The 21,547-nt window shown below is 63.0% G+C and carries 23 protein-coding genes and 1 tRNA gene; 14 read left to right on the top strand and 10 right to left on the bottom strand.

The window, feature by feature from the left end; translation table 11 throughout:
* The first annotated feature begins 45 nt into the window (after positions 1-45).
* The 3 genes from hprK (at position 46) to NCS58_RS02235 (ending at position 2,659) form a co-directional block, all read left to right on the top strand.
* Positions 46-1,014 (top strand): HPr(Ser) kinase/phosphatase, encoded by a 969-nt coding sequence (hprK, locus tag NCS58_RS02245; protein WP_008351692.1) that lies wholly within the window; start codon positions 46-48, stop codon positions 1,012-1,014.
* An 80-nt stretch (positions 1,015-1,094) separates the two neighbouring features.
* Entirely contained in the window at positions 1,095-1,967 is an 873-nt protein-coding gene (gene rapZ, locus NCS58_RS02240) for an RNase adapter RapZ (RefSeq protein ID WP_061116894.1), read from the top strand.
* A 59-nt stretch (positions 1,968-2,026) separates the two neighbouring features.
* Positions 2,027-2,659 carry an LON peptidase substrate-binding domain-containing protein gene (locus NCS58_RS02235; protein ID WP_061116893.1) on the top strand — a complete coding sequence of 211 codons (633 nt, stop codon included), beginning with the start codon at positions 2,027-2,029 and terminating at the stop codon, positions 2,657-2,659.
* Here NCS58_RS02235 and mutY read toward each other — a convergent pair.
* Both mutY and mutM read right to left on the bottom strand, forming a co-directional pair.
* Positions 2,656-3,717 (bottom strand): A/G-specific adenine glycosylase, encoded by a 1,062-nt coding sequence (gene mutY / locus NCS58_RS02230; RefSeq protein WP_250476247.1) that lies wholly within the window; start codon positions 3,715-3,717, stop codon positions 2,656-2,658. The genes NCS58_RS02235 and mutY overlap by 4 nt on opposite strands.
* 6 nt (positions 3,718-3,723) lie before the next feature.
* Positions 3,724-4,554 carry a bifunctional DNA-formamidopyrimidine glycosylase/DNA-(apurinic or apyrimidinic site) lyase gene (gene mutM / locus NCS58_RS02225; RefSeq protein WP_061116891.1) on the bottom strand — a complete coding sequence of 277 codons (831 nt, stop codon included), beginning with the start codon at positions 4,552-4,554 and terminating at the stop codon, positions 3,724-3,726.
* Between the two features lie 85 nt (positions 4,555-4,639).
* Here mutM and NCS58_RS02220 point away from each other — a divergent pair, with 85 nt between their 5' ends.
* The 8 genes from NCS58_RS02220 (at position 4,640) to hisC (ending at position 11,721) form a co-directional block, all read left to right on the top strand.
* Positions 4,640-6,499 (top strand): tetratricopeptide repeat protein, encoded by a 1,860-nt coding sequence (locus NCS58_RS02220; protein WP_061116890.1) that lies wholly within the window; start codon positions 4,640-4,642, stop codon positions 6,497-6,499.
* Positions 6,499-7,125, top strand: coding sequence for a lipoprotein insertase outer membrane protein LolB (gene lolB / locus NCS58_RS02215; RefSeq protein WP_250476246.1), 627 nt, complete (start codon positions 6,499-6,501; stop codon positions 7,123-7,125). Before NCS58_RS02220 ends, lolB begins: the two co-directional genes overlap by 1 nt.
* Positions 7,126-7,144: 19 nt before the next feature.
* Complete coding sequence (ispE, locus tag NCS58_RS02210) at positions 7,145-8,026, top strand: 4-(cytidine 5'-diphospho)-2-C-methyl-D-erythritol kinase (protein WP_061116888.1); 882 nt, start codon at positions 7,145-7,147, stop codon at positions 8,024-8,026.
* Between the two features lie 54 nt (positions 8,027-8,080).
* Positions 8,081-8,157 (top strand) — tRNA-Gln (locus NCS58_RS02205).
* Positions 8,158-8,207: 50 nt separating this feature from the next.
* Positions 8,208-9,161 (top strand): ribose-phosphate pyrophosphokinase, encoded by a 954-nt coding sequence (locus tag NCS58_RS02200; protein ID WP_035497580.1) that lies wholly within the window; start codon positions 8,208-8,210, stop codon positions 9,159-9,161.
* 151 nt (positions 9,162-9,312) lie between these two features.
* Positions 9,313-9,933: a 50S ribosomal protein L25/general stress protein Ctc gene (locus NCS58_RS02195; RefSeq protein WP_061116887.1), complete on the top strand. Its 621-nt coding sequence runs from the start codon at positions 9,313-9,315 to the stop codon at positions 9,931-9,933.
* A gap of 105 nt (positions 9,934-10,038) precedes the next feature.
* Positions 10,039-10,641 carry an aminoacyl-tRNA hydrolase gene (pth, locus tag NCS58_RS02190; RefSeq protein WP_061116886.1) on the top strand — a complete coding sequence of 201 codons (603 nt, stop codon included), beginning with the start codon at positions 10,039-10,041 and terminating at the stop codon, positions 10,639-10,641.
* 12 nt (positions 10,642-10,653) lie between these two features.
* Positions 10,654-11,721, top strand: coding sequence for a histidinol-phosphate transaminase (gene hisC / locus NCS58_RS02185; protein WP_250489851.1), 1,068 nt, complete (start codon positions 10,654-10,656; stop codon positions 11,719-11,721).
* Between the two features lie 12 nt (positions 11,722-11,733).
* On the opposite strand, the gene NCS58_RS02180 is transcribed toward hisC, so the two are convergent.
* The 3 genes from NCS58_RS02180 to rsmD all read right to left on the bottom strand — a co-directional run bounded on the left by NCS58_RS02180 (position 11,734) and on the right by rsmD (position 13,311).
* Positions 11,734-11,991, bottom strand: coding sequence for a YfhL family 4Fe-4S dicluster ferredoxin (locus tag NCS58_RS02180; RefSeq protein ID WP_061116885.1), 258 nt, complete (start codon positions 11,989-11,991; stop codon positions 11,734-11,736).
* An 87-nt stretch (positions 11,992-12,078) separates the two neighbouring features.
* Complete coding sequence (coaD, locus tag NCS58_RS02175) at positions 12,079-12,585, bottom strand: pantetheine-phosphate adenylyltransferase (protein ID WP_061116884.1); 507 nt, start codon at positions 12,583-12,585, stop codon at positions 12,079-12,081.
* A 99-nt stretch (positions 12,586-12,684) separates the two neighbouring features.
* Positions 12,685-13,311, bottom strand: a complete 627-nt coding sequence (rsmD, locus tag NCS58_RS02170; protein WP_250476241.1) for a 16S rRNA (guanine(966)-N(2))-methyltransferase RsmD — start codon at positions 13,309-13,311, stop codon at positions 12,685-12,687.
* Positions 13,312-13,544: 233 nt separating this feature from the next.
* Here rsmD and ftsY point away from each other — a divergent pair, with 233 nt between their 5' ends.
* The gene (gene ftsY, locus NCS58_RS02165) at positions 13,545-14,777 is read left to right on the top strand and encodes a signal recognition particle-docking protein FtsY (protein ID WP_250537751.1); all 1,233 of its coding nucleotides are present in this window, start codon (positions 13,545-13,547) and stop codon (positions 14,775-14,777) included.
* A gap of 34 nt (positions 14,778-14,811) precedes the next feature.
* Here ftsY and NCS58_RS02160 read toward each other — a convergent pair whose 3' ends face one another.
* From NCS58_RS02160 to NCS58_RS02150, 3 genes are read right to left on the bottom strand one after another with little or no spacing between them, the layout of a single operon-like run.
* Complete coding sequence (locus NCS58_RS02160; protein WP_061116882.1) at positions 14,812-15,444, bottom strand: LysE/ArgO family amino acid transporter; 633 nt, start codon at positions 15,442-15,444, stop codon at positions 14,812-14,814.
* Positions 15,441-16,085: a maleylacetoacetate isomerase gene (gene maiA / locus NCS58_RS02155; RefSeq protein ID WP_250537761.1), complete on the bottom strand. Its 645-nt coding sequence runs from the start codon at positions 16,083-16,085 to the stop codon at positions 15,441-15,443. Before maiA ends, NCS58_RS02160 begins: the two co-directional genes overlap by 4 nt.
* A 10-nt stretch (positions 16,086-16,095) precedes the next feature.
* The gene (locus tag NCS58_RS02150) at positions 16,096-16,794 is read right to left on the bottom strand and encodes a fumarylacetoacetate hydrolase family protein (RefSeq protein ID WP_061116881.1); all 699 of its coding nucleotides are present in this window, start codon (positions 16,792-16,794) and stop codon (positions 16,096-16,098) included.
* A 328-nt stretch (positions 16,795-17,122) separates the two neighbouring features.
* Between NCS58_RS02150 and ybiB the strand changes: the two genes are divergently transcribed.
* Entirely contained in the window at positions 17,123-18,115 is a 993-nt protein-coding gene (gene ybiB, locus NCS58_RS02145) for a DNA-binding protein YbiB (protein ID WP_061116880.1), read from the top strand.
* A gap of 415 nt (positions 18,116-18,530) precedes the next feature.
* Entirely contained in the window at positions 18,531-20,183 is a 1,653-nt protein-coding gene (gene leuA / locus NCS58_RS02140) for a 2-isopropylmalate synthase (RefSeq protein WP_250537750.1), read from the top strand.
* Positions 20,184-20,199: 16 nt separating this feature from the next.
* Here leuA and NCS58_RS02135 read toward each other — a convergent pair whose 3' ends face one another.
* Together NCS58_RS02135 and NCS58_RS02130 are read right to left on the bottom strand one after the other, a co-directional pair.
* On the bottom strand, positions 20,200-20,583 hold the full coding sequence (locus NCS58_RS02135) for a nuclear transport factor 2 family protein (protein ID WP_061116878.1): 384 nt from the start codon (positions 20,581-20,583) through the stop codon (positions 20,200-20,202).
* A gap of 45 nt (positions 20,584-20,628) precedes the next feature.
* Entirely contained in the window at positions 20,629-21,195 is a 567-nt protein-coding gene (locus NCS58_RS02130) for an acyloxyacyl hydrolase (protein ID WP_061116954.1), read from the bottom strand.
* Positions 21,196-21,547 lie beyond the last annotated feature (352 nt).

Below are 21,547 nucleotides of genomic sequence, written 5' to 3'. Positions count from 1 at the left end.
CGTGACGCAAAGGCTGCTTCCGGCTTCCAACGGAGTTCCGGTCTCATGGATACGTCCAGCATCAACGCCCAAAGCATTTTCGACGACAACGCCGCCGCTCTGAAGCTCAGTTGGCTCACCGGGCACGAAGGCTGGGAACGCGGCTTTTCGAGCGAGACGGTCGCAAACGCGACGTCGAGCGCCGACCTCGTCGGCCACCTGAACCTGATTCACCCGAACCGTATCCAAGTGCTCGGCGACGCCGAGATCAACTACTACCAGCGTCAGTCGGACGAGGACCGTTCCCGTCACATGGCGGAACTGATCGCGCTCGAGCCGCCGTTTCTGGTCGTTGCGGGCGAAGTGGGCGCGCCGCCGGAACTCGTTCTGCGCTGTACGCGCTCGTCGACGCCGCTTTTCACGACGCGCATGTCCGCGGCGGCCGTGATCGACAGCCTGCGCGCGTACATGTCGCGCATCCTCGCGCCGCGCGCGACGCTCCACGGCGTGTTCATCGACATCCTGGGCATGGGCGTGCTGCTCACCGGCGACTCCGGTCTCGGCAAGAGCGAGCTCGGGCTGGAGCTCATCAGCCGCGGCCATGGCCTCGTGGCGGATGACGCCGTCGATTTCGTGCGTCTCGGCCCGGATTTTGTCGAAGGCCGGTGCCCGCCTTTGCTGCAAAATTTGCTCGAAGTGCGCGGGTTGGGCCTTCTCGACATCAAGACGATTTTCGGTGAAACCGCCGTGCGCCGGAAGATGAAACTCAAGTTGATCGTGCAGCTCGTGCGCCGGCCGGATGGCGAATTCCAACGCCTGCCGCTTGAAAGCCAGACCGTCGATGTGCTCGGCCTGCCAATCAGCAAGGTGACGATTCAGGTCGCGGCGGGCCGCAACCTCGCCGTGCTGGTCGAAGCGGCGGTGCGCAATACGATCCTGCAACTGCGCGGCATCGATACCTTGCGCGACTTCATGGACCGCCAGCGCCTTGCGATGCAGGATCCCGACAGCCAGTTTCCCGGCAAGCTGATCTGAGCGCGTCAGGGAACGTCGCGCGTGCCGAAACGAATCGGGCACAGGTGCTAAGCTAAGAGAAAGCGAACCCCTCGAGACCCATGCGTATCATCCTGATCACCGGCATCTCCGGTTCCGGCAAGTCCGTCGCGCTGAACGCCCTGGAAGATGGCGGCTACTATTGCGTCGACAATCTGCCGCCGCGCTTTCTGCCCGAACTCGCCGACTATCTGGCGAAGGAAGGCCAGACACGTCTCGCCGTCGCGATCGACGCCCGCTCGAGCCACTCGCTCGACGACGTGCCGGCCTTCATCCGTAAGCTCTCGGACGATTACGACCTGCGCGTGCTGTTCCTCAACGCGAGCACACAATCGCTCATTCAGCGCTTCTCCGAAACGCGCCGGCGTCACCCGCTGTCCGGGCCGCCGATGCGCGAAGCCGATGTCGGCGTGCTGAACTCGCTCGCCGAAGCGATCGAGCGTGAGCGCGAACTGGTCGCGGGCCTCGCGGAGTACGGCCATCAGATTGACACCAGCAATCTGCGCGCGAACGTGCTGCGCGCGTGGGTGAAGCGCTTCGTCGAAACGGACGCCGCCGATCTCACGCTGATGTTCGAATCGTTCGGTTTCAAGCGCGGCGTGCCGCTCGACGCCGATCTCGTGTTCGACGTGCGCACTTTGCCCAACCCGTATTACGACCGCGAGTTGCGCCCGTTCACGGGCCTCGATAAACCCATCATCGATTTCCTCTCCGCTCAGCCGCTGGTGGGCGAGATGATCGACGACATCGGCGGGTTCGTCGGCAAATGGCTGCCGCGTTTTCGCGACGACAACCGCAGCTACCTCACCGTCGCGATCGGCTGCACGGGCGGGCAGCATCGCTCGGTGTTCATCGCGGAGGCGCTTGCCGCGCGCTTTTGCGAGACGGCAAACGTGATCGTGCGGCATCGTGACGCGCCCATCCCGGCTGGGTGACAGCGCGCCTCACACGCGAATCCGATCGCCGCGCTGGCGGTCCACCCTGGAGGGGCGCGATGTCTTCGAATCCCGTTCTGGCTGACTTGCCGCTGTTTCCGCTTCATACCGTGCTGTTTCCCGGCGGCCTGCTGCCGCTCAAGATTTTCGAAGCGCGCTATCTGGACATGGCGCGCGAGTGTCTGCGCGAGAAAACGCCATTCGGCGTCTGCCTGCTGAAGAGCGGGCACGAGGTCGCGTCACCGGGCGATCCGTCGGTGCCGGAAACCATCGGTTGCCTTGCCGAGATCTCGGAATGCGATGTGGACACCTTCGGCCTGCTGCTCGTTCAGGCCCGGGGCACCGAGCGCTTCAGGCTGACGGATCATCGCGTGGAGCCGAGCAATCTGCTCGTCGGCACGGCCGAGTTACTTGGCGACGATCAGCCGCTGCAAGGCGTGGAAGCGCTCGCAAAGTTCGGCGCGTGCGCGGAAGTGCTGGAGCGCATCATCGATACGATCCGGGAGCGCGAGCCGCAGAACCTGCCGTTTGTCGAGCCGTTTCTATTCGACGATCCCACCTGGGTATCGAACCGCCTCGCCGAAATCCTGCCGATCCCGATGCGCGCCCGGCAGAAGCTCATGGAACTGATGGACGCCGGCGCGCGTATCGACGTGGTGCATCACTACATGCAGCACCATCAACTGCTTTAGATGAGCGGACCGCTCAGCGCGTCGATAAGTTTGCGCACCGGTGCTGGAACGCCGTAGGCGTCGATCTTCGCGAGCGGCGCCCAGACCGTTTCCGTGTTCATCAATTCGCGCGGCGCGTTACGCGCTTCGCCGAGCCGCGGCTCGATATCCAGCTTGAAGTGTGTGAAGGCATGAGAGAGCGGCGCGAGTCGCTGAAGTGGCTCGTCGGCGCCGAGATCGCGCGCGACTTGCGCCAACGCGGCTTCGTCCGCGGCCTCCGGCAAGCTCCACAGTCCACCCCAGATGCCGATCGACGGACGCTTTTGCAACAGAACGGATCCGCCGTCCTGCAGGATCAGCATCCACGTCTTGCGCGTCGGCACGGCTTTCTTCGGGCGTGCCGCAGGCAGTTCCCGCTGGCGTCCTTCGACCTTCGCCACGCAGTCCGATGCGAACGGACAGCGCGCGCAGTCCGGCTTGCCGCGCACGCACAACGTCGCACCGAGGTCCATCAGGCCTTGCGTGTAGGCGGTCACTTCGTCCTTGTTCACGGCGTCCGGGAGCAGCGATTCGGCAAGCGCCCACATCGCATTCTCGACACGTTTTTCGCCTGGAAACCCCTCGACGCCGAACACGCGCGCGAGCACGCGCTTCACGTTGCCGTCGAGAATCGTCGCGCGCGCGCCGAACGCGAACGACGCGATCGCCGCCGCCGTCGAGCGTCCGATGCCCGGCAGCATCGCGAGTGCGTCGACCGTCTGCGGAAACGCGCCGCCGTGCTCGTGCGCGACGACCTGCGCGCAGCGATGCAGATTGCGCGCGCGCGAGTAGTAGCCGAGCCCGGCCCAGAGCGCCATGACATCGTCGATGGGCGCGTCGGCGAGCACCGTCACCGTCGGAAAGCGTTCGAGGAACCGCGCGTAGTACGGGATGACGGTCGAAACCTGCGTCTGCTGCAGCATGATCTCCGAGAGCCAGACGCGATACGCATCGCGCGTGTTTTGCCACGGCAGGTCGTGGCGGCCATGAATGCGTTGCCACGCGATGAGGCGCGAAGAAAAATCGGTGAGAGCGAGCATCGGAAATTAGCGTTGGCAGCGCGGGCAGAAGTAAGTGGAGCGCTGTCCCTGGACGATTTGTCTGATCGCCGTGCCGCAAACGTGGCACGGCAAACCCGCGCGATCATAGACGAAATAGTCGAGCTGAAAGTAGCCGGATTCGCCGTTGCTGCCGACGAAATCGCGCAACGTGCTGCCGCCCTTTTCGATCGCGGCGGCGAGCGTCACGCGCACCGCATCCGCCAGCAGATCGTAACGGACGAGCGAGATGCGGCCGGCCGCGGTCGTCGGCCGAATGCCGGCGCGAAAGAGGCTCTCGGAGGCATAAATGTTCCCCACGCCGACGACGATCCCGCCCGCAAGCAGCGCCTGCTTCACCGACACCTTGCGCCCGCGCGTCTCGCGAAACAGCAGCGTGCCGGAGAATTCCGGCGAGAACGGCTCGACGCCGAGCGTCGCGAGCAGCGGATGATCGAGCACGTCGCCGTCCGCGCGCGGATGCCAGAGGATCGCGCCGAAGCGGCGCGGATCGCGGAAACGGAGAATGAAATCGTCGAACACGATATCGACGTGATCGTGCTTCGCCGCTTCAGGCGGCTTCGGCACGTGACGCAATACGCGCAACGTGCCCGTCATGCCGAGATGGACGATCAGCCATCCTTCGGCCGTTTCGAACAACAGATACTTGCCGCGCCGCTCGACCTTCTCGATCTTCAGATGATCGAGCGTCTTCGGAAGATGCTGCGGGATGGGCCAGCGCAGCGCGGGCGTGCGGACATCGACGTGCTCGACGCGACGACCGGCGACGTAGGGTTCGATTCCCCGGCGGGTGACTTCGACTTCCGGCAGTTCGGGCATTTTTCTGGAGAGAGACTTGCTGGGGCGAGTGTGCCGGTATTTTAGCCACCGCGTTACAATCGACTGAAACATCGTCTGGATTTCCATGAACTCGTTCGTCATGAAGCTGTTTGCGAAGCGTCAGGCCAGCTCGGCGCATTCGTTCGCCATGCCAATGTCGCGAATCGCCGGCGCCATTGCGCTTGCGATGGCCGCGCTCGCATGCGTTCCCGCGCATGCTCAGGAGCCGAACGCCACGCCCGTTCCGAGCGCCGATGATCAATCCGATGCGCAAAACGCCGCGGACCTTCTGACCGCGCCGGTCAGCGGCGCGGAGACACAGGATTTGCCGAACGTGGCAATGTCCAGCCAGATCGTGTTTCAGGTGCTGGCGGCTGAAGTGGCGTTGCAGCGCGGCCAGCCCGCGCCCGCATTCCAGACTTATCTCTCGCTCGCCCGCGACACGCACGATCCGCGTTTCGCGCAGCGTGCGACCGAAATCGCGATCGCGGCGCAAAGCCCGAACGACGCGCTGACGTCGGCGCAACTCTGGCAGCAGTTCGCGCCGCATTCGGATCGCGCGGCGCAGTTGAGCGCATCGCTTCTGATCGTGAGCGGCAAGCCGGAAGACGCGAAGCCGACGCTCGAACGCGAACTCGCGAAGGTTTCGCCGGAGCAGCGCGGCGAAGCCATCCTTTCATTGCAGAGCTTGCTCGCGCGCGGGCCGAATCGCATCGGCGGGCTGAACGTGCTCAAAGATCTGACGCAAAACGATCAGGGCCGGCCTGAAGCGCAACTTGCGCTCGCGCGCCAGCAATTGGTCGCCAACGATCAACCCGGCGCGAAGGCATCGCTCGAAAAAGCCTTGCAACTCAAGCCGGACTATCTGCCCGCCGCGCTGACGCTCGCGCGCATGGGTCCGGAAGAACGCAAGGAAGGCATCGCTTCGTTCGAGAAGTATCTCGACAAGAATCCGAAATCGCATGATGCACGGCTCGCGCTTGCGCAGTTATACCTGTCGTCCGACAGGCTCGACGACGCGCAGAAGCAGTTCGAGATCATGCGCAAGAACGACTCGAAGGACCTGACGCCGCTGATGGCGCTTGCGCTCATCAACATTCAGAAGAAACAGTTCGACAAGGCGCAGGACTTCCTGAATCTCTACGCGAAGACGGCGGAAAGCACGCCGGGCGCGGACCCCGGCCAGGCGTACATCTATCTCGCGCAACTGGCCCTCGAGCAGAAGGACGACGCCGCCGCGAGCCAGTGGCTCGACAAGATCCCGCGCACCAGCCAGCAATATTTGCCCGCGCAGATCACGCGCGCGCAACTGCTCGCGAAGCAAGGCAAGGTAGACGACGCGCGTGCGCTGCTCGGCAGCCTGCAAAGCTCCGATCCGCGCGATCTCGCGCTGCTCGCGCGCACCGACTCGGCCATTCTTTTCGAGGCGCATCGCTACAAGGAAGCAGAGGAAAGTCTCGCGAAGGCAGTGGCCGCGTTCCCCGACGATCCCGACCTCGTTTACGACTACGCGATGGCCGCCGAAAAGAACGGCCATTACGACGTCATGGAAACGCAGTTGCGCACGCTGATGCGCACGCAGCCGAATAATCCGCAGGCGTACAACGCGCTCGGCTATTCGCTCGTCGATCGCAATCAGCGGCTCGACGAAGCGGTGAAGCTGATCGAGAAGGCGGTTTCGCTGGCACCGAACGATGCGTTCATCATGGACAGCCTCGGCTGGGCGCGTTTCCGCCAGGGCAACGCGGCCGAAGCGGAGAAGATTCTCAAGAACGCCTACAACCTGCAGCCGAACGCCGAAATCGGCGCGCATCTCGGCGAAGTACAGTGGAAATCCGGGCAGCAGGATCAGGCGCGTGCGACATGGCGGCAGGCGCAAAAGCTCGAACCTGACAACGATACGCTCGTCAAAACGCTAAAACGACTCCAGGTAAACGACCTTTGATGGCATTCGATTTTCTCGCCGGCGCTTCGCTTCGACGCGGAGGCCTCGGCATCGCGGCAGCCGCCGCACTGGTGCTGTCCGGTTGCGCTCTCCAGCCGCGCGTTCCTACGACAACGAACGCATCCACTTCGCTCGCGACGCAGACGAGCCGTGAATATCACGGACGCTTCGCCGTGCAGTACAACGATCAGAACGGCACCCAGCGCAACGCATACGGCAATTTCGACTGGCAGGAAACGGGCGATACGGTCACGCTGCAGTTGCGCAATCCGCTCGGCCAGACGATGGCGATCGTGACGTCCTCGCCTTCGCTCGCCACGCTCGAATTGCCCAATCGGCAGCCGGTGAGCGCCGACAACGTGTCGCTGCTGATGCAGAACACGCTTGGTTTCGCGCTGCCGGTCGAAGGTCTGCGCTACTGGCTGCAGCCGTCGGCCGCGCCGACCTCGCGCGCGCAGACGACGCTCGATCCGGAAGCGAACAACGGTCGTCCGAAGGAAATCAAGCAGGACGGATGGACGATCGACTATCTGGCCTACGCCGATGCGCCCGCGGCAGGCGTGAAGCGCGTGAATCTCTCACGCAATGAACCGCCGCTCGACATCAAGCTCGTGCTCGATCAATAACTTCGTCGTTGCAACACGCATGTCCTCATCGAACGATTCGCTCCGTGACTGCCTCGCGCCCGCGAAGCTGAACCTTTTCCTGCACATCACGGGCCGCCGACCGGATGGCTATCACTTGCTGCAAACCGTCTTCCAGTTGCTCGACTGGGGCGACCGCCTGCATTTCAAGCGACGCGACGACGGCGCGATCACGCGCAAGACCGATGTGCCCGGCGTGCCCGAGGCCGACGATCTCGTCGTGCGGGCGGCGCGCCTGCTTCAGCAGTACACGGGCACGAAGTTCGGCGTGGAGATCGAGATCGACAAGCGTCTGCCGATGGGCGCGGGCCTCGGTGGAGGCAGTTCCGACGCGGCGACCACTCTTTTTGCGTTGAATCGTCTCTGGGGTGTTGATCTTTCGCGTGAGATTCTGCAGAATCTCGGCCTGCAACTCGGCGCGGACGTGCCGTTTTTTGTCTTCGGGCAGAATGCGTTTGCGGAAGGTGTAGGTGAGGCGCTCCAGGCAGTCGATCTGCCGAAACGCTTCTTCCTGGTAGTCACACCCGATGTTCACGTCCCGACCGCGGCGATTTTTTCGGAAAAGGCCTTGACAAGGGATACGAAAGTCGCCAAAATGATGGACTTTCTTGCAGAGCAAAGGTCAGACACAAACTGGCCCGACAGCTTCGGTCGAAATGACATGCAAGCTGTAGTTGCGGGAAAGTACGCGGAAGTTGCGCAGGTGCTCGAGTGGTTTGCCAATCTCGCACCGGCGCGAATGACTGGATCCGGAGCAAGCGTGTTTGCCGCTTTCCGAAGCCGAGCCGAAGCAGAAATGGCGCAAGCCAAACTGCCGGCGAGCTGGAGGAGCGTGGTAACAGCGAGTCTGGATTCTCATCCTCTCTTCGCTTTCGCGTCATAGGTTTTGTTTTGTCGGGTATGTCCTACACTTTCCGGCAAGACTCAAAGTTAGTGTAGGGGAGTCGCCAAGTTGGTCAAGGCACCGGATTTTGATTCCGGCATGCGAGGGTTCGAGTCCTTCCTCCCCTGCCATTCTTTTTCTCGCGTTTTTCCTCTCGCCTCCAGCCGCAGACAGGTGCACGATGAGCAGTGACGGCCTGATGGTTTTTACTGGCAACGCAAATCCCGCGCTTGCTCAGGAAGTCGTCAAAATTCTTGGAATTCCTCTCGGCAAAGCGATGGTCAGCCGCTTCTCGGACGGCGAGATCATGGTCGAGATTCAGGAAAACGTTCGGGGCAAAGACGTATTCGTTCTGCAGTCCACCTGCGCTCCCACGAACGACAATCTGATGGAACTGATGATCATGGTCGATGCGCTCAAACGCGCGTCCGCTGGCCGGATCACCGCAGCCATCCCCTACTTCGGCTATGCGCGCCAGGACCGCCGTCCGCGTTCCGCGCGAGTGGCCATCTCGGCGAAGGTCGTCGCGAACATGCTGGAAATTGCCGGCGTCGATCGCGTGATCACCATGGACCTTCACGCCGACCAGATTCAAGGCTTCTTCGACATCCCCGTCGACAACATTTACGCGACTCCCGTCCTTCTTGGCGATCTGCGCAAGCAGAACCATGATCATCTGCTGGTCGTGTCGCCGGACGTCGGCGGTGTGGTGCGCGCGCGTGCGCTCGCCAAGCAGTTGAACACCGACCTCGCCATCATCGACAAGCGCCGTCCCAAGGCGAATGTCGCCGAGGTGATGAACATCATCGGTGAAGTGGAAGGACGCACCTGCGTGATCATGGACGACATGGTCGATACCGCCGGCACGCTGTGCAAGGCCGCGCAAGTGCTGAAGGACCGCGGCGCGAAGCAGGTCTTCGCGTATGCCACGCACCCGGTGCTGTCGGGTGGCGCGGGCGAACGCATCGCGGCGTCGCAGCTGGACGAACTGGTCGTCACGGACACCATTCCGTTGTCGTCCGAGTCGCTCGCGTGCCCGAAGATCCGTCTGCTGTCGAGCGCGGGTCTGCTCGCGGAGACGTTCTCCCGAATCCGGCGCGGCGACTCGGTGATGTCGCTTTTCGCCGAAGGTTAATCAGAATTGAGCAAAAAACGCGAGGCACACGCTTCGCGTTTTTGCATGATCGGCGCGAACGAACGAAGGTTCGCGTCGCTTGTTTTGGGATCACACCTTTTCGATGATCCCGGTTTCCCTGCCTGGTCGCGGGCAGATATAGGAGTGAAACATGAAAGTCGTCGCTTTCGAGCGTAGCAAGCAAGGTACGGGTGCGAGCCGCCGCCTGCGCAACTCGGGCAAGACCCCGGGTATCGTGTACGGTGGTGAAACGGACGTTCAACTGGTCGAACTCGATCACAACGCCCTGTGGCACGCCCTGAAGAAAGAAGTTTTCCATTCGTCGATTCTCGACCTGGAAGTGGCCGGCAAGTCGCAACAGGTTCTGCTGCGCGACGTGCAATACCACCCGTTCAAGCAGCTCGTGCTGCACGTGGACTTCCAGCGCGTCGACGCGAAGAAGAAGCTGCACACCAAGGTGCCGCTGCACTTCATGAACCAGGAAACCAACCCGGCCGTGAAGCTGGCGGGCGCGGTGATTTCGCACGTCGTGACGGAACTGGAAGTGGAATGCCTGCCGGCAGACCTGCCTGAGTTCCTGGAAATCGATCTGGCAAAGATCGAAGCCGGTCAGACGATGCACGCGAAGGACATTCCGCTGCCGAAGGGCGTGAGCCTGACGGTTTCCGTCGAAGCGGAAAACCCGGTGGTGGCCTCGGCTACCGTTCCGGCCGCTGTCGTGTCGGAAGGGACTAGCGAAGCTGCTGAAGGCGAAAAGCCGGCGGCCGAGTAAGCACGCGGAACACCGCTATCCTCTCGATCCGTTCGCAAGAACGGTCGACGTGACCCGCCGGCGCGCAAGCCCCGGCGGGTTTTTTTTCGTTCTACATGATTCGACATGATCAAGCTGATCGTCGGCCTGGGTAATCCGGGCGCCGAATACACCGCGACGCGGCATAACGCGGGCTTCTGGTTCGTCGACCAGTTCGCACGCGATGCCGGCGCGACGCTGCGCGACGAACGCCGCTTTCACGGTTTCTACGGCAAGGGACGTCTGCACGGCCATGAAGTGCATCTGCTCGAACCGCAGACCTTCATGAACCGCTCGGGGCAATCGGTCGTCGCGGTGGCGCAGTTCTTCAAAATTCTTCCCGATGAGATTCTCGTCGCGCACGACGAACTCGATCTGCCGCCCGGCACCGTCAAGATGAAACTCGGCGGCGGCAGCGGCGGACATAACGGACTCAAGGATATTTCCGCGCATCTGTCGTCGCAGCAATACTGGCGGCTGCGCATCGGTATCGGACATCCGCGCGATCTGATTCCCGAAGGCGCGCGCGCGGGCGCGAAACCCGATGTCGCGAACTTCGTGCTCAAGCCGCCGCGCCGTGAAGAACAGGACGTGATCGATCAGTCGATCGAGCGCGCACTCGCCGTGATGCCCTTCGTCGTCGCCGGCGAAACCGAGCGTGCGATGATGAACCTCCACCGCAACTCTTGATTGGAGCCGACCTTGAGCCGTTTCTGGAGCGATATCGTCCATCGTCTGACGCCGTATGTGCCGGGCGAGCAACCTGCGCTGGCCCATCCCGTCAAGCTCAACACGAACGAAAACCCGTACCCGCCTTCGCCGCGTGTCATCGAAGCGATTCGTCGCGAGCTCGGCGAGGATGGCGCGTCGCTGCGCAAGTATCCCGATCCGACCGCGCGTGCGCTGCGTGAAGCCGTCGCGAAGCATCATGGGCTGCGCATCGAGCAGGTGTTCGCCGGCAACGGTTCCGATGAAGTGCTCGCGCACGCGTTCCAGGCGCTGCTGAAGCACGACAAGCCGATCGCCTTCCCGGACATCACGTACAGCTTCTATCCCGTCTACGCGCAGCTTTACGGCGTCGCGTACGAGACCGTGCCCTTGAACGCGGATTTCGCAATCGATGTCGATGATTACCGCGCGCCGCGCGGCGGCGTGCTGCTACCGAATCCGAATGCGCCGACGGGTCGCGCGCTGCCGCTTTCGGAAATCGAAGTCTTGCTGAAGGCGAACCCGGACGCGCCCGTCATCATCGACGAAGCGTATGTCGATTTCGGCGCGGAATCGGCGGTAAATCTGATCGACGCCTATCCGAACCTGCTCGTCGTGCAGACGACGTCGAAGGCGCGTTCGCTGGCGGGCATGCGCGTCGGTTTCGCGTTCGGCGATCCGGCGCTCATAGAGGCGCTCACGCGCGTGAAGGACAGCTTCAACTCATATCCGCTCGATCGCCTCGCGCAGGTCGCAGCGCTCGCATCGTACGAGGATCAGGCGTGGTTCGAAGAAAGCTGCGCGAAGATCATTGCGAGCCGTGAGACGTTGACCGCGCAACTGCGGACGCTCGGCTTCGACGTGGTGCCGTCCGCCGCCAACTTCCTGTTCGCGAAACATCCCGCGCACGATGCCGCGGCGCTCGCCGCCGCACTCAAGGCGAAAGAGATTTTCGTGCGCCACTTCAAGCTGCCGCGTATCGATCAGCATCTTCGCATCTCGATCGGCACGCCCGCCGAATGCGATGCGCTCATCGCCGCGCTGAGCGGGCTGATCGGGTAAGACGCGAAGGGCTTATCGGCCCTTCGCCGCCATGAGCGCGTGGTACTTGGCCATCAACTGCTCAGGCGTCTCGACGTGCGCCGGGTCGCGCGGAATGCATTCCACGGGGCACACCTGCTGGCATTGCGGCTCGTCGAAATGGCCGACGCATTCCGTGCATTTGTTCGGGTCGATCACGTAGATGTCGGGACCCATCGAAATGGCGTCGTTCGGGCACTCGGGCTCGCAAACGTCGCAGTTGATGCACTCGTCGGTAATGATCAAAGACATGCTTCACTCTCTTGCGCCGGTTTCGAATCCGGCATGACGCCCGCGCGCAGTGTCCGCCAATAGCGACGAAACGCGCGGGCCCGGCGCTCACGGCGCCGCGGGATCCTTCTGCGACAGAATACCGACTTTGTCGATCAGCCGCTTTTCCACCGACGGGAACACGAACTTGCTCACGTCGCCGCCGAGTTGCGCAATCTCGCGCACGATGGTGCCGGAGATGAACTGATACTGATCCGATGGCGTCATGAACATCGTCTCGACATCGGGCAGCAGATAGCGATTCATACCGGCCATCTGGAACTCGTACTCGAAATCGGACACGGCGCGCAGTCCGCGCACGATCACGCGCGCGTTGTTCTTGCGCACGAAATCTTTCAGCAGCCCGGTGAAACTGCTCACCTGCACGTTCGGGTAATGCCCGAGGACCTCGTGCGCGATATCCAGCCTTTCCTGCAGCGAGAAAAACGGCTTCTTCGCCTGGCTGTGCGCGACGCCTACGACGAGCTGATCAAAAATGCTCGATGCGCGCCGGACGATGTCTTCATGCCCGCGAGTGAGCGGGTCGAACGTACCCGGATACACGGCCACAACCATGAGCTTCTCCTCTTCTATTTACATTGGGCCGCGTGGCTGCGACGACCAACTCTCGCTGATTTCCCGAGACTTTGGATGGCCCAAAATCGGGAACGCGCATTATTCCTCATTTTCGCGGCGCAGCAAATGATAGCGGACCGCGCCCGCCTTGCCTTCACGTACGATGTTCCACCCGGCGAGCGCATCGATGCCGGTCAGGTCCAGCGGATCGCCGCATTCGACGTAGATCGCCCCATCCGGCGCGACGAGCGGCGCCGCCAGTTCCAGCGCGCGCAAGAGCATCGCCTGATCGCCGAACGGCGGGTCTAGAAAGATCACGTCGAACGAGCCGTGCGCGAGGCTCGCGGCGAGCCGCAAAGCATCCGCTTCCGCAATCTCGATATTGCGCGCGCCGAGCTTCGCCTGATTCGCCCGGATCTGCGCGGCCGCTTTCCCGCTTCTTTCGACCATCAGCACGCGCGCCGCGCCGCGCGACGCCGCCTCGAAACCGAGCGCGCCGCTGCCCGCGAACATATCGAGACAATTCTGCCCGTTCAGATCCTGGCCGAGCCAGTTGAAAAGCGTCTCGCGCACGCGATCCGGCGTGGGCCTGAGGCCGTCGAGATCGAGGACGGGCAGCGGCGTGCGCTTCCAGTCACCGCCGATGATGCGGATCGTGTGCGGTTTGCCTCCGCGCGACGGCGTATGGCTGGGCAAGGCGGATCGGGTAGCGGACAAGCGGGGCATAAAAGAGTTGTCGGAGTCGTGCTCGCCGGGCATTTTTTTGCCTGAAGATCAGCCGGCGCGGGCAATGAAAGCCAACGTTACCACACGCGCACGCCATGCCGGGAGCCGCACGGGCGCGCACCGCGGCGCCTGATAAAATACGCGGCTACTATCCCATCGCGCGGGCCTCGCGCGCAGCGACTCGAAAGCGCGCACGAGGCCCTCGGTTCACGCGCGCATCATCGCCAAAATCCATGTTCAGCTTCTTCAAGAAATTCAAAAAGTCGGCTGACGCGCCGCTCGACGCTCCTCAGGAAGAATCCGTCGAGGCGGCCGAGGACGAAGAAATATCCGACGCCGAGCTCGAGCGGCAGGCGCTTGCGGCCGAAGCGCCGTCGTCGGAAGTAGCGCAGCCTGAAGCGCCCGCGGAACCGTCGGCTCCCGTCGTTCCCGCATCGCCCGTCGAGCCTGAGACGGACCACTCAAAGGAATACTGGCAAGGCCGCACCCAGTCGCAATGGGCGCGCGTTCCGGAAACGGATCAGGCGAGCGAGGAAATCGTGCCGCCGCCCGAGCCCGATCCGGTCGCTAAAAAATCGTGGATCTCGCGTCTGCGTCACGGTCTTTCCAAGACGAGCTCGAACCTCACCGGCATTTTCGTCAGCGCGAAGATCGACGAAGACCTGTACGAAGAACTCGAAACTGCTCTTCTGATGTCCGACGCCGGCGTCGACGCAACCGAGTTCCTGCTCGAATCGCTGCGTGAGAAAGTGCGCGCGGAGCGTCTGACCGACGCGTCGCAAGTGAAGGCTGCGCTGCGCGAATTGCTGATCGACCTGCTGCGCCCGCTCGAAAAATCGTTGATGCTCGGACGCGCGCAACCGCTCGTGATGATGATCGCGGGCGTGAACGGCGTCGGCAAGACAACCAGCATCGGCAAGCTGGCGAAGCATCTGCAGCGCTTCAATCAGTCGGTGCTGCTCGCCGCGGGCGATACGTTCCGCGCCGCCGCGCGCGAGCAACTGACGGTCTGGGGCGAACGCAACAACGTGACGGTGATCGCGCAGGAAAGCGGCGACGCGGCCGCCGTCATTTATGACGCAGTCGGCGCGGCGCGTGCGCGCAAGATCGACGTGATGATGGCCGACACCGCCGGCCGTCTGCCGACGCAACTGCATCTGATGGAAGAACTGCGCAAGGTGCGCCGTGTGATCGCGAAGGCGATGCCGGACGCGCCGCACGAAGTGCTGCTCGTGATCGACGCGAACACGGGCCAGAACGCACTCGCGCAGGTGAAGGCGTTCGACGATGCGCTGGGTCTGACCGGCCTCGTCGTGACGAAGCTCGACGGCACCGCGAAAGGCGGCATTCTCGCCGCGATCGCGCGTCAGCGGCCTGTTCCGGTGTACTTCATCGGCGTGGGCGAGAAAGTCGAGGATTTGCAGCCGTTCAGCGCGGAAGAATTCGCCGACGCCTTGCTCGGTTGAACCTGGAAAGGGCGTCCACGTGGGCGCCCTTTTTTCATCGCGCAAGTATCAGGGAAGCCGCGATCCACCACATCACGCAGCCGACGATCACATCGAGCACGCGCCACGATACGTCCTTCTCGAACCACGGCTCCAGCAGACGCGCGCCGTAGCCGAGCGCCGTGAACCAGATCACCGACGCGCACATTGCGCCCGCCGCGAACCACGCGTTGCCCGGCCAGCCACGCTGCGCGCCAATGCCGCCGAGCAGCACGACGGTATCGAGATAGACGTGCGGATTGAGCAGCGACAGCGCGAGCACCGTGGACGCCGCGCCGATCGCCGTCTGCGAGTCGCCGTCTGACGCGTTCAGATGCCCCGGTCCCCGCCACGCCGCGAGAAACGCGCGCAAGCCATACAGAAACACGAAGATCGCGCCTGCCCAGCGAATCACGTCGAGCAGAAAGGGCGCACGCGCGATGAGCGCGCCCATTCCGCCAACGCCGAGGGCGATCAACAGCACGTCGATGAACGCGCAGATCGACACGACGATACTCACGTGGCGGCGCTTCAACCCTTGCCGCAACACGAACGCATTCTGCGCCCCGATCGCGACGATCAGGCTCGCCCCCAACCCGGCACCCGACAAATAGCTCGACAGCGCTCCTGTGGGAACAGCCGCCGTCATTCGGCGTCCGGCTGCTGCGCCGGAGCGGCCCGTGCAAAGGCGTCGAGCGTGCAGGCGTAATCCGCTATACGCGCGATCGTCGGATACGGCGTCACGTCGATGCCGAAGCGCCGCGCGTTGAACACCTGGGGCACGATGCACAGATCGGCGACCGTCGGTGTGTCGCCGAAGGTCAGCGCACCGACGCGCCTGTCCGTGGCAAGCCGGTTTTCGAGCGATTCGAACCCGGCCTCGACCCAATGCCGATACCACGCGTCTTTTGCTTCGTCCGGCACCTTGACCTGATGCTTCAGGTACTTGAGCACGCGAAGGTTGTCGAGCGGATGGATTTCGCATGCGACCTGCAGCGCGACGGAGCGCACGAACGCGCGATCGGACGGGCTTTTCGGCAGAAGCGGCGGCTCGGGATGCGTTTCGTCGAGATACTCGATGATCGCGAGGGACTGCGTCAGCACGTCGTCGCCATCGACGAGAGCCGGCACGATGCCGTCCGGATTCACCGCCCGATACTCGGGCTTGAGTTGCTGCCCGCCGTCGCGCAGCAGATGCACGCCGACGTAGTCGTAATCGAGCCCCTTCAGATTCAGCGCGATACGCACGCGATACGCCGCCGAGCTGCGGAAATAGCTATAGAGCTTCATGTTCATGAGCTCAGACCACGCGCACGGCGAATTCACCGATGCCGTCGACGCCGCCCTTCAGCAGATCGCCCTTCACAACCGCGCCGACGCCTTCGGGCGTGCCGGTGAAAATGAGATCACCGGGAAAGAGCTCGAAGAGCGTCGACAGATACGCGACGGTTTCACCCACCGACCAGATCAGTTGCGAGATGTCGGAACGCTGCTTTTCCTCGCCGTTGACGCTCAGCCAGATCGCGCTCTTTTGCAGATGCCCGACCTTCGACACCGGATGGATCGGGCCGATCGGCGCGGAACGGTCGAATCCTTTCGCCGTGTCCCACGGACGGCCGAGCTTCTTCGCTTCGGCTTGCAGGTCGCGGCGCGTCATGTCGAGGCCGAGCGCGTACCCGTAGACGTAATCGAGCGCCTTATCGGCGGGAATGTTCTTGCCCTGCTTGCCGATCGCCGCGACGAGCTCCATCTCGAAGTGCAGGTTCTTCGTCTGCGACGGATATGGGAATTCGCCCGTGGAACCCGGCGCGACGTACAGCACGGCATCCGCAGGCTTGCTGAAGAAAAACGGCGGCTCGCGATCCGGATCGTGGCCCATTTCGCGCGCGTGGGCTTCGTAGTTGCGGCCGACGCAGTAGATCCGGCGCACCGGAAACTGCTCATTCGAACCATCGACGGGGACCGCTGCGGCCGGCGCCGGAGGAAACACGTAACTCATCCCGCTCTCCTGTTGCTGTTTTGATGTGCAGATTCATGGGCGAACGCGCCAGCGCGGACGGCCGGCGAGAAAAGGAAGTTTAACGTGCGCGCGCAAATCGTGGCGGAGCTTGTCGGGCGCGGCTTTGCGAGCTTTCGACGAGCCATCGGCGGGTCGACGAAAGCGCCGTCATTCGTAAGCATCGGACACACCTGGCGCGAGACGCCCGCTCGGTGCAGCTTGCCAGCGCTCGTCAAATACGGTACTCAATAACCTTCTTGCACCTTAAAACGCGCGACGGCATCGCTCGCCGTACGAAATCGAGCACCCGATCCGCCCCAACTTTCCGATGACCGACTCCGCTCCCCCCGCTTTCAACTGCGCGCGTTATATCAAGGAAATCGGCCGCGGGCCGAACGGCGCGCGCGCCCTCTCGCACGACGACACCTATGCGCTCTACGAAGCGATACTCGAGGATCGCGTCTCTGAACTCGAACTCGGCGCGGTACTGCTCGCCTATCGCGTCAAGGGCGAAACTGCCGCCGAGCTCGCCGCCATGCTATCCGCCGCGCATCGCTCGTTCGAGCCGCTGCATGTCCAGGATGGACGAGAGCACGCGCGGCCCGTGTCGATTCCGAGCTACAACGGCGCACGCAAGACGCCGAATCTCGTGCCGCTGTTGTCGCTCTTGCTTGCGCGCGAAGGCGTGCCGGTGCTGGTGCACGGTGTCACCGACGATCCGGGCCGCGTCACGAGCGCCGCGATTTTCGCCGAACTGGGTATCGCGCACGCGGCTTCACACGATGAAATCGAAGACAGCCTCGCGTCGCGCCGTCTCGCATTCGCGCCGATCGCCGTGCTCGCGCCCAAGCTCGCGCGGCTGCTGGCGCTGAGACGCCGCATGGGCGTGCGCAATTCGACGCACACGCTCGTGAAGATCCTTCAGCCCTTCGCCGAGCCGGGCCTGAGGCTCGTCAACTACACGCATCCCGAGTATCGCGAGAGCCTCACCGGACTTTTCACCGAGCACCCGGACGCGGCGGCGGGCGGCGCACTGCTCGCGCGCGGCACCGAAGGCGAAGCCGTCGCGGACACGCGCCGCCAGGTGCAGGTCGACTGGTTCCACGACGGCCACGTCGAGACGCTGATCACGCCCGAGCACTCTCAGCCGCACACGCCTCCGGTCGACCTGCCCGACACCCTCGACGCAGCGACCACCGCGCGGTGGATCGAATGCGTGCTGCGCGGCGACGTGCCGGTGCCGCCCGCGGTCACGCGCCAGGTCGAAGTGATTGCCAATGTGGTGCGTAAACCAGCTGTCGGTCAGGCAAATCCCATTTGACACGCTATTCAACGGTGGTTTAAAGTCGATTACATGAGTTTCACCCAGCCCGCCTCCCTCCGAATTATTCCGGGCCGCCTAGCGCGGCCCCTATCGCTACGTCTAGCGTAAGTCGCCAGATGTAGCGCCGAGCGTTGCAAGGCGCCCGGTCCTGCCAGAAGTCCCAGTAGTTCCTTTTCTTACCACCTGTAGTCGTCAGCTTTTCGTTCGCGCATCCCGCGAAACGGAAACGCGAGGGTCAAATGCACGTTGCTCCGCGCACGTTCACGTTGGTCACAGGCGTCACCGTCGCTGGTGATTCCGGGACACGCGCGCGCCGCTCCGTCTCACGTGCATCCCGCCACGCCCGGCCAGCCGCCGGACACGGCCTCTCTCGCAGGCGCTACGCAAACTGTCCGAAGAGAGATCGACGATCATGATGCCGAACCCCGCCGAGAAATACCGCCCGTTTCCGCAAGTCCGTCTGAATGGCCGTCGCTGGCCGACCCGCACGATCGAGAAGGCGCCCATCTGGATGAGCACCGATCTGCGCGATGGCAACCAGTCGCTCATCGAACCGATGAGCATTGCCGCGAAGCTCGAGTTCTTCGAGATGCTTGTGAAAATCGGGTTCAAGGAAATCGAGGTGGGATTCCCGTCGGCGTCGCAGACCGATTTCGATTTCGTGCGCAAGTTGATCGACGAAAAGCGCATTCCGGATGACGTGACCATCGAAGTGCTCGTGCAGTCGCGCCGCGAGCTGATCGAGCGCACGTTCGAAGCGGTCGAGGGCGCGAGCAAGGTGATCGTGCATCTCTATAACGCGATCGCGCCGTCGTTCCGCAAGATCGTGTTCAATCAGTCGAAGGACGAAGTGAAGGCGCTCGCCGTCGAAGGCACGCGCCTCATCAAGGAATGCGCGGCCGCGCGGCCTCAAACGCACTGGATCTATCAATACTCGCCCGAGACCTTCAGCATGACGGAGTTGCCGTTCGCGCGGGAAGTGTGCGACGCGGTCGCGCAAATGTGGCGTCCGACGCCCGATCACAAGATGATCGTGAACCTGCCCGCGACGGTCGAAGCCGCGATGCCCAACGTGTTCGCCGATCAGGTCGAGTGGATGGACCGCAACATGGGCTTTCGCGACAGCATCGTGCTGTCAGTGCATCCCCATAACGATCGCGGCACGGCGGTCGCCGCGGCGGAAATGGCGGTGCTCGCGGGCGCGGACCGCGTCGAAGGATGCCTTTTCGGTAATGGCGAGCGCACCGGCAATGTCGATCTCGTCACGCTCGCGATGAATCTCTACACGCAGGGCATCGACCCGGGGCTCGATTTCTCCGATATCGACGCCGTGCGCCGCGTCGTCGAGCGCTGCAACCAGATTCCGGTGCATCCGCGTCATCCGTATGCGGGCGACCTCGTGTTCACCGCATTTTCGGGTTCGCATCAGGACGCAATCCGCAAGGGTCTCGCGCAGCGCGTACCGGGCACGATGTGGGAAGTGCCGTATTTGCCGATCGATCCCGCCGATCTCGGCCGCAGCTACGATGCCGTGATTCGCGTGAACAGCCAGTCCGGCAAGGGCGGCTCGACTTTTCTGCTCGAACGCGGGCTCGGCTTCACGCCGCCGCGCCGCGTGCAGATCGAGTTCAGCCACGCCGTGCAGCAGATCACCGATGCATCCGGCGCCGAAATCGGCGGCGACGCGATCTGCGAGCTCTTCAAGCGCGAATATTTCGATGCCGGCGGGCCGGTTTCGCGGGTCGATGTATCGACGTTGTCGGTGTTCGGAAAGCGCGTCACGGTTGCACCGCCGGCGAGCACGACGAGCGGCGATGCCTACGCCCAGACGGTCGCCGCAGCGCTCGGCGTGGACGCGAACGTGAACTGGTTCGAGACGGCCCTGACGGCGAGCGGCGACACGGCGGCGTTCGTCGGCTGCCGCGTCGGCGAGGGCCAGACGCGCTTCGGCGTCGCCGTACATGCGAATCCGGCGCTCGCAGTCGCCGATGCGGTCGTGAGCGCAGTGAACCGCTCCGGGCGCGTCGCAGAGAATGTGCGGCAGGACGAAGCCGTAGAAGCCTGACGAACGGCGCGCGTGGCTATTCGAGTGCCACGCGCGTCGCCTGCAGCGCGAGCAGTTGCCATTGGCCCTCGGTCTGCACGTGGACGGCGGTATAGGCGATCGGAAATAGCAGCGCGCCGTTCTTCGATTCCATCTCGACCAGCGCGCGGCCCGAGACGAGGCACGTATCGCGGCCGGCGGGCAGCACGTCCTGCGACTGAATCTCGATCTGCCGGTAACGGCGGCGACCTGCGGTGATCGCGTCGATGAACTGGCGCTTCGTTTCCCGCTTGCCGTTCGTATGGACGTAGCTGACGTTTTCGGCCAGCAGCGCGTCCAGCGCCGGGCCGTCGCCGTCGACCATCGCACGGAAGCGGTCGCGCTCGAGGCCGCGAATGGCCTCAATGGTTTTTGCCGGCATCTGTCGAGTCCCCTTGTGTCGAGGAACCGATGCACCGGCGCCTCGTCAGAAGTTGTATTGCAGATATAGCTGGCTGAAATTTATACCAGGATTCGGCTCTTTGATACCGCCGTTCGACAGATGCTGGAAGCGAAAGCCCGCCTGATAGTTCTGCTTCGCGCCGAAGATCATGCCGACGCCCACCATGTCGGCGAACTGGAACGCCGTCGCGACGGAGAAATCCTCCGTGATGCGCGTATGCGAAAGCAGCCGCACGCCGACGCCCGCCTCGATGAACGGCCGGAAATAGCCGGAGCTTTTTACGAAGCGCACGACCGGCGTAATGCCGAATTCCCAGATGTTCGGGTGGACGGCATTGTCCTCGGTCGTGTGCCAGTAGGACACGTGACCTTCGCCGATGAGCGTGAAGTGGAACCCGCCGATCTCCCACCACGTGAGGCCAGGATCCCAGGCCACGCCGAGGTCGGCTTTCTTGATGTCGCGATCGGCGACGCCGCCTGCAATCTGAAGGCCGAATCGATCGGCATGCGCTGCCGCCGACGCCAGGCCGAACGCCGTGCAGATCGCCACGCGGAAAAGCGTGCGATGCCACGAACTCTTGTTTTTATGCATGAGCACCCCATGTTCTCGGATGACGGGCGTGTTTCACGAAGAGCATTGTCTCGCCGAATTCTAGTGACCTTTTTCAGTACTTGCAGGAAACGCAGCCGGCCACCCGGTTTGTTGAATTTTCTTTCGCCCGAGCGCGTAAGAGCGGTAAAGAATTCGACGCATGCCCTGTACCGGTAGATTCTTCCGTTTATGATGCAACGGACTGTCCTATTGATCCCGCAAATTCGATAGTATTTGTGGGAACTCTCACATTCCCCTCTCCTCTAACACTTAGCACTCGTTGAACCGGAGTGCTAATATCATGTCTGACTTCCGCTGCTGTTAAGCGGCGAATGAATTGTTGATAAGGAGC

Source organism: Caballeronia sp. INML3B, assembly GCF_023631305.1.
Taxonomy (GTDB): Bacteria; Pseudomonadota; Gammaproteobacteria; order Burkholderiales; family Burkholderiaceae; genus Caballeronia; species Caballeronia turbans.
Note: the sequence above shows the minus strand (reverse complement) of the source record. Positions and strands in the feature narration are given on the sequence as shown.

Bases quoted from the DNA above. Each gene is read 5' to 3' on its own strand.
- hprK (WP_008351692.1), top strand. From the start codon at position 46: ATGGATACGTCCAGCATCAACGCCCAAAGCATTTTCGACGACAACGCC.
- rapZ (WP_061116894.1), top strand. From the start codon at position 1,095: ATGCGTATCATCCTGATCACCGGCATCTCCGGTTCCGGCAAGTCCGTC.
- NCS58_RS02235 (WP_061116893.1), top strand. From the start codon at position 2,027: ATGTCTTCGAATCCCGTTCTGGCTGACTTGCCGCTGTTTCCGCTTCAT.
- mutY (WP_250476247.1), bottom strand. From the start codon at position 3,717: ATGCTCGCTCTCACCGATTTTTCTTCGCGCCTCATCGCGTGGCAACGC.
- mutM (WP_061116891.1), bottom strand. From the start codon at position 4,554: ATGCCCGAACTGCCGGAAGTCGAAGTCACCCGCCGGGGAATCGAACCC.
- NCS58_RS02220 (WP_061116890.1), top strand. From the start codon at position 4,640: ATGAACTCGTTCGTCATGAAGCTGTTTGCGAAGCGTCAGGCCAGCTCG.
- lolB (WP_250476246.1), top strand. From the start codon at position 6,499: ATGGCATTCGATTTTCTCGCCGGCGCTTCGCTTCGACGCGGAGGCCTC.
- ispE (WP_061116888.1), top strand. From the start codon at position 7,145: ATGTCCTCATCGAACGATTCGCTCCGTGACTGCCTCGCGCCCGCGAAG.
- NCS58_RS02200 (WP_035497580.1), top strand. From the start codon at position 8,208: ATGAGCAGTGACGGCCTGATGGTTTTTACTGGCAACGCAAATCCCGCG.
- NCS58_RS02195 (WP_061116887.1), top strand. From the start codon at position 9,313: ATGAAAGTCGTCGCTTTCGAGCGTAGCAAGCAAGGTACGGGTGCGAGC.
- pth (WP_061116886.1), top strand. From the start codon at position 10,039: ATGATCAAGCTGATCGTCGGCCTGGGTAATCCGGGCGCCGAATACACC.
- NCS58_RS02180 (WP_061116885.1), bottom strand. From the start codon at position 11,991: ATGTCTTTGATCATTACCGACGAGTGCATCAACTGCGACGTTTGCGAG.
- coaD (WP_061116884.1), bottom strand. From the start codon at position 12,585: ATGGTTGTGGCCGTGTATCCGGGTACGTTCGACCCGCTCACTCGCGGG.
- rsmD (WP_250476241.1), bottom strand. From the start codon at position 13,311: ATGCCCCGCTTGTCCGCTACCCGATCCGCCTTGCCCAGCCATACGCCG.
- ftsY (WP_250537751.1), top strand. From the start codon at position 13,545: ATGTTCAGCTTCTTCAAGAAATTCAAAAAGTCGGCTGACGCGCCGCTC.
- NCS58_RS02160 (WP_061116882.1), bottom strand. From the start codon at position 15,444: ATGACGGCGGCTGTTCCCACAGGAGCGCTGTCGAGCTATTTGTCGGGT.
- maiA (WP_250537761.1), bottom strand. From the start codon at position 16,085: ATGAAGCTCTATAGCTATTTCCGCAGCTCGGCGGCGTATCGCGTGCGT.
- NCS58_RS02150 (WP_061116881.1), bottom strand. From the start codon at position 16,794: ATGAGTTACGTGTTTCCTCCGGCGCCGGCCGCAGCGGTCCCCGTCGAT.
- ybiB (WP_061116880.1), top strand. From the start codon at position 17,123: ATGACCGACTCCGCTCCCCCCGCTTTCAACTGCGCGCGTTATATCAAG.
- leuA (WP_250537750.1), top strand. From the start codon at position 18,531: ATGATGCCGAACCCCGCCGAGAAATACCGCCCGTTTCCGCAAGTCCGT.
- NCS58_RS02135 (WP_061116878.1), bottom strand. From the start codon at position 20,583: ATGCCGGCAAAAACCATTGAGGCCATTCGCGGCCTCGAGCGCGACCGC.
- NCS58_RS02130 (WP_061116954.1), bottom strand. From the start codon at position 21,195: ATGCATAAAAACAAGAGTTCGTGGCATCGCACGCTTTTCCGCGTGGCG.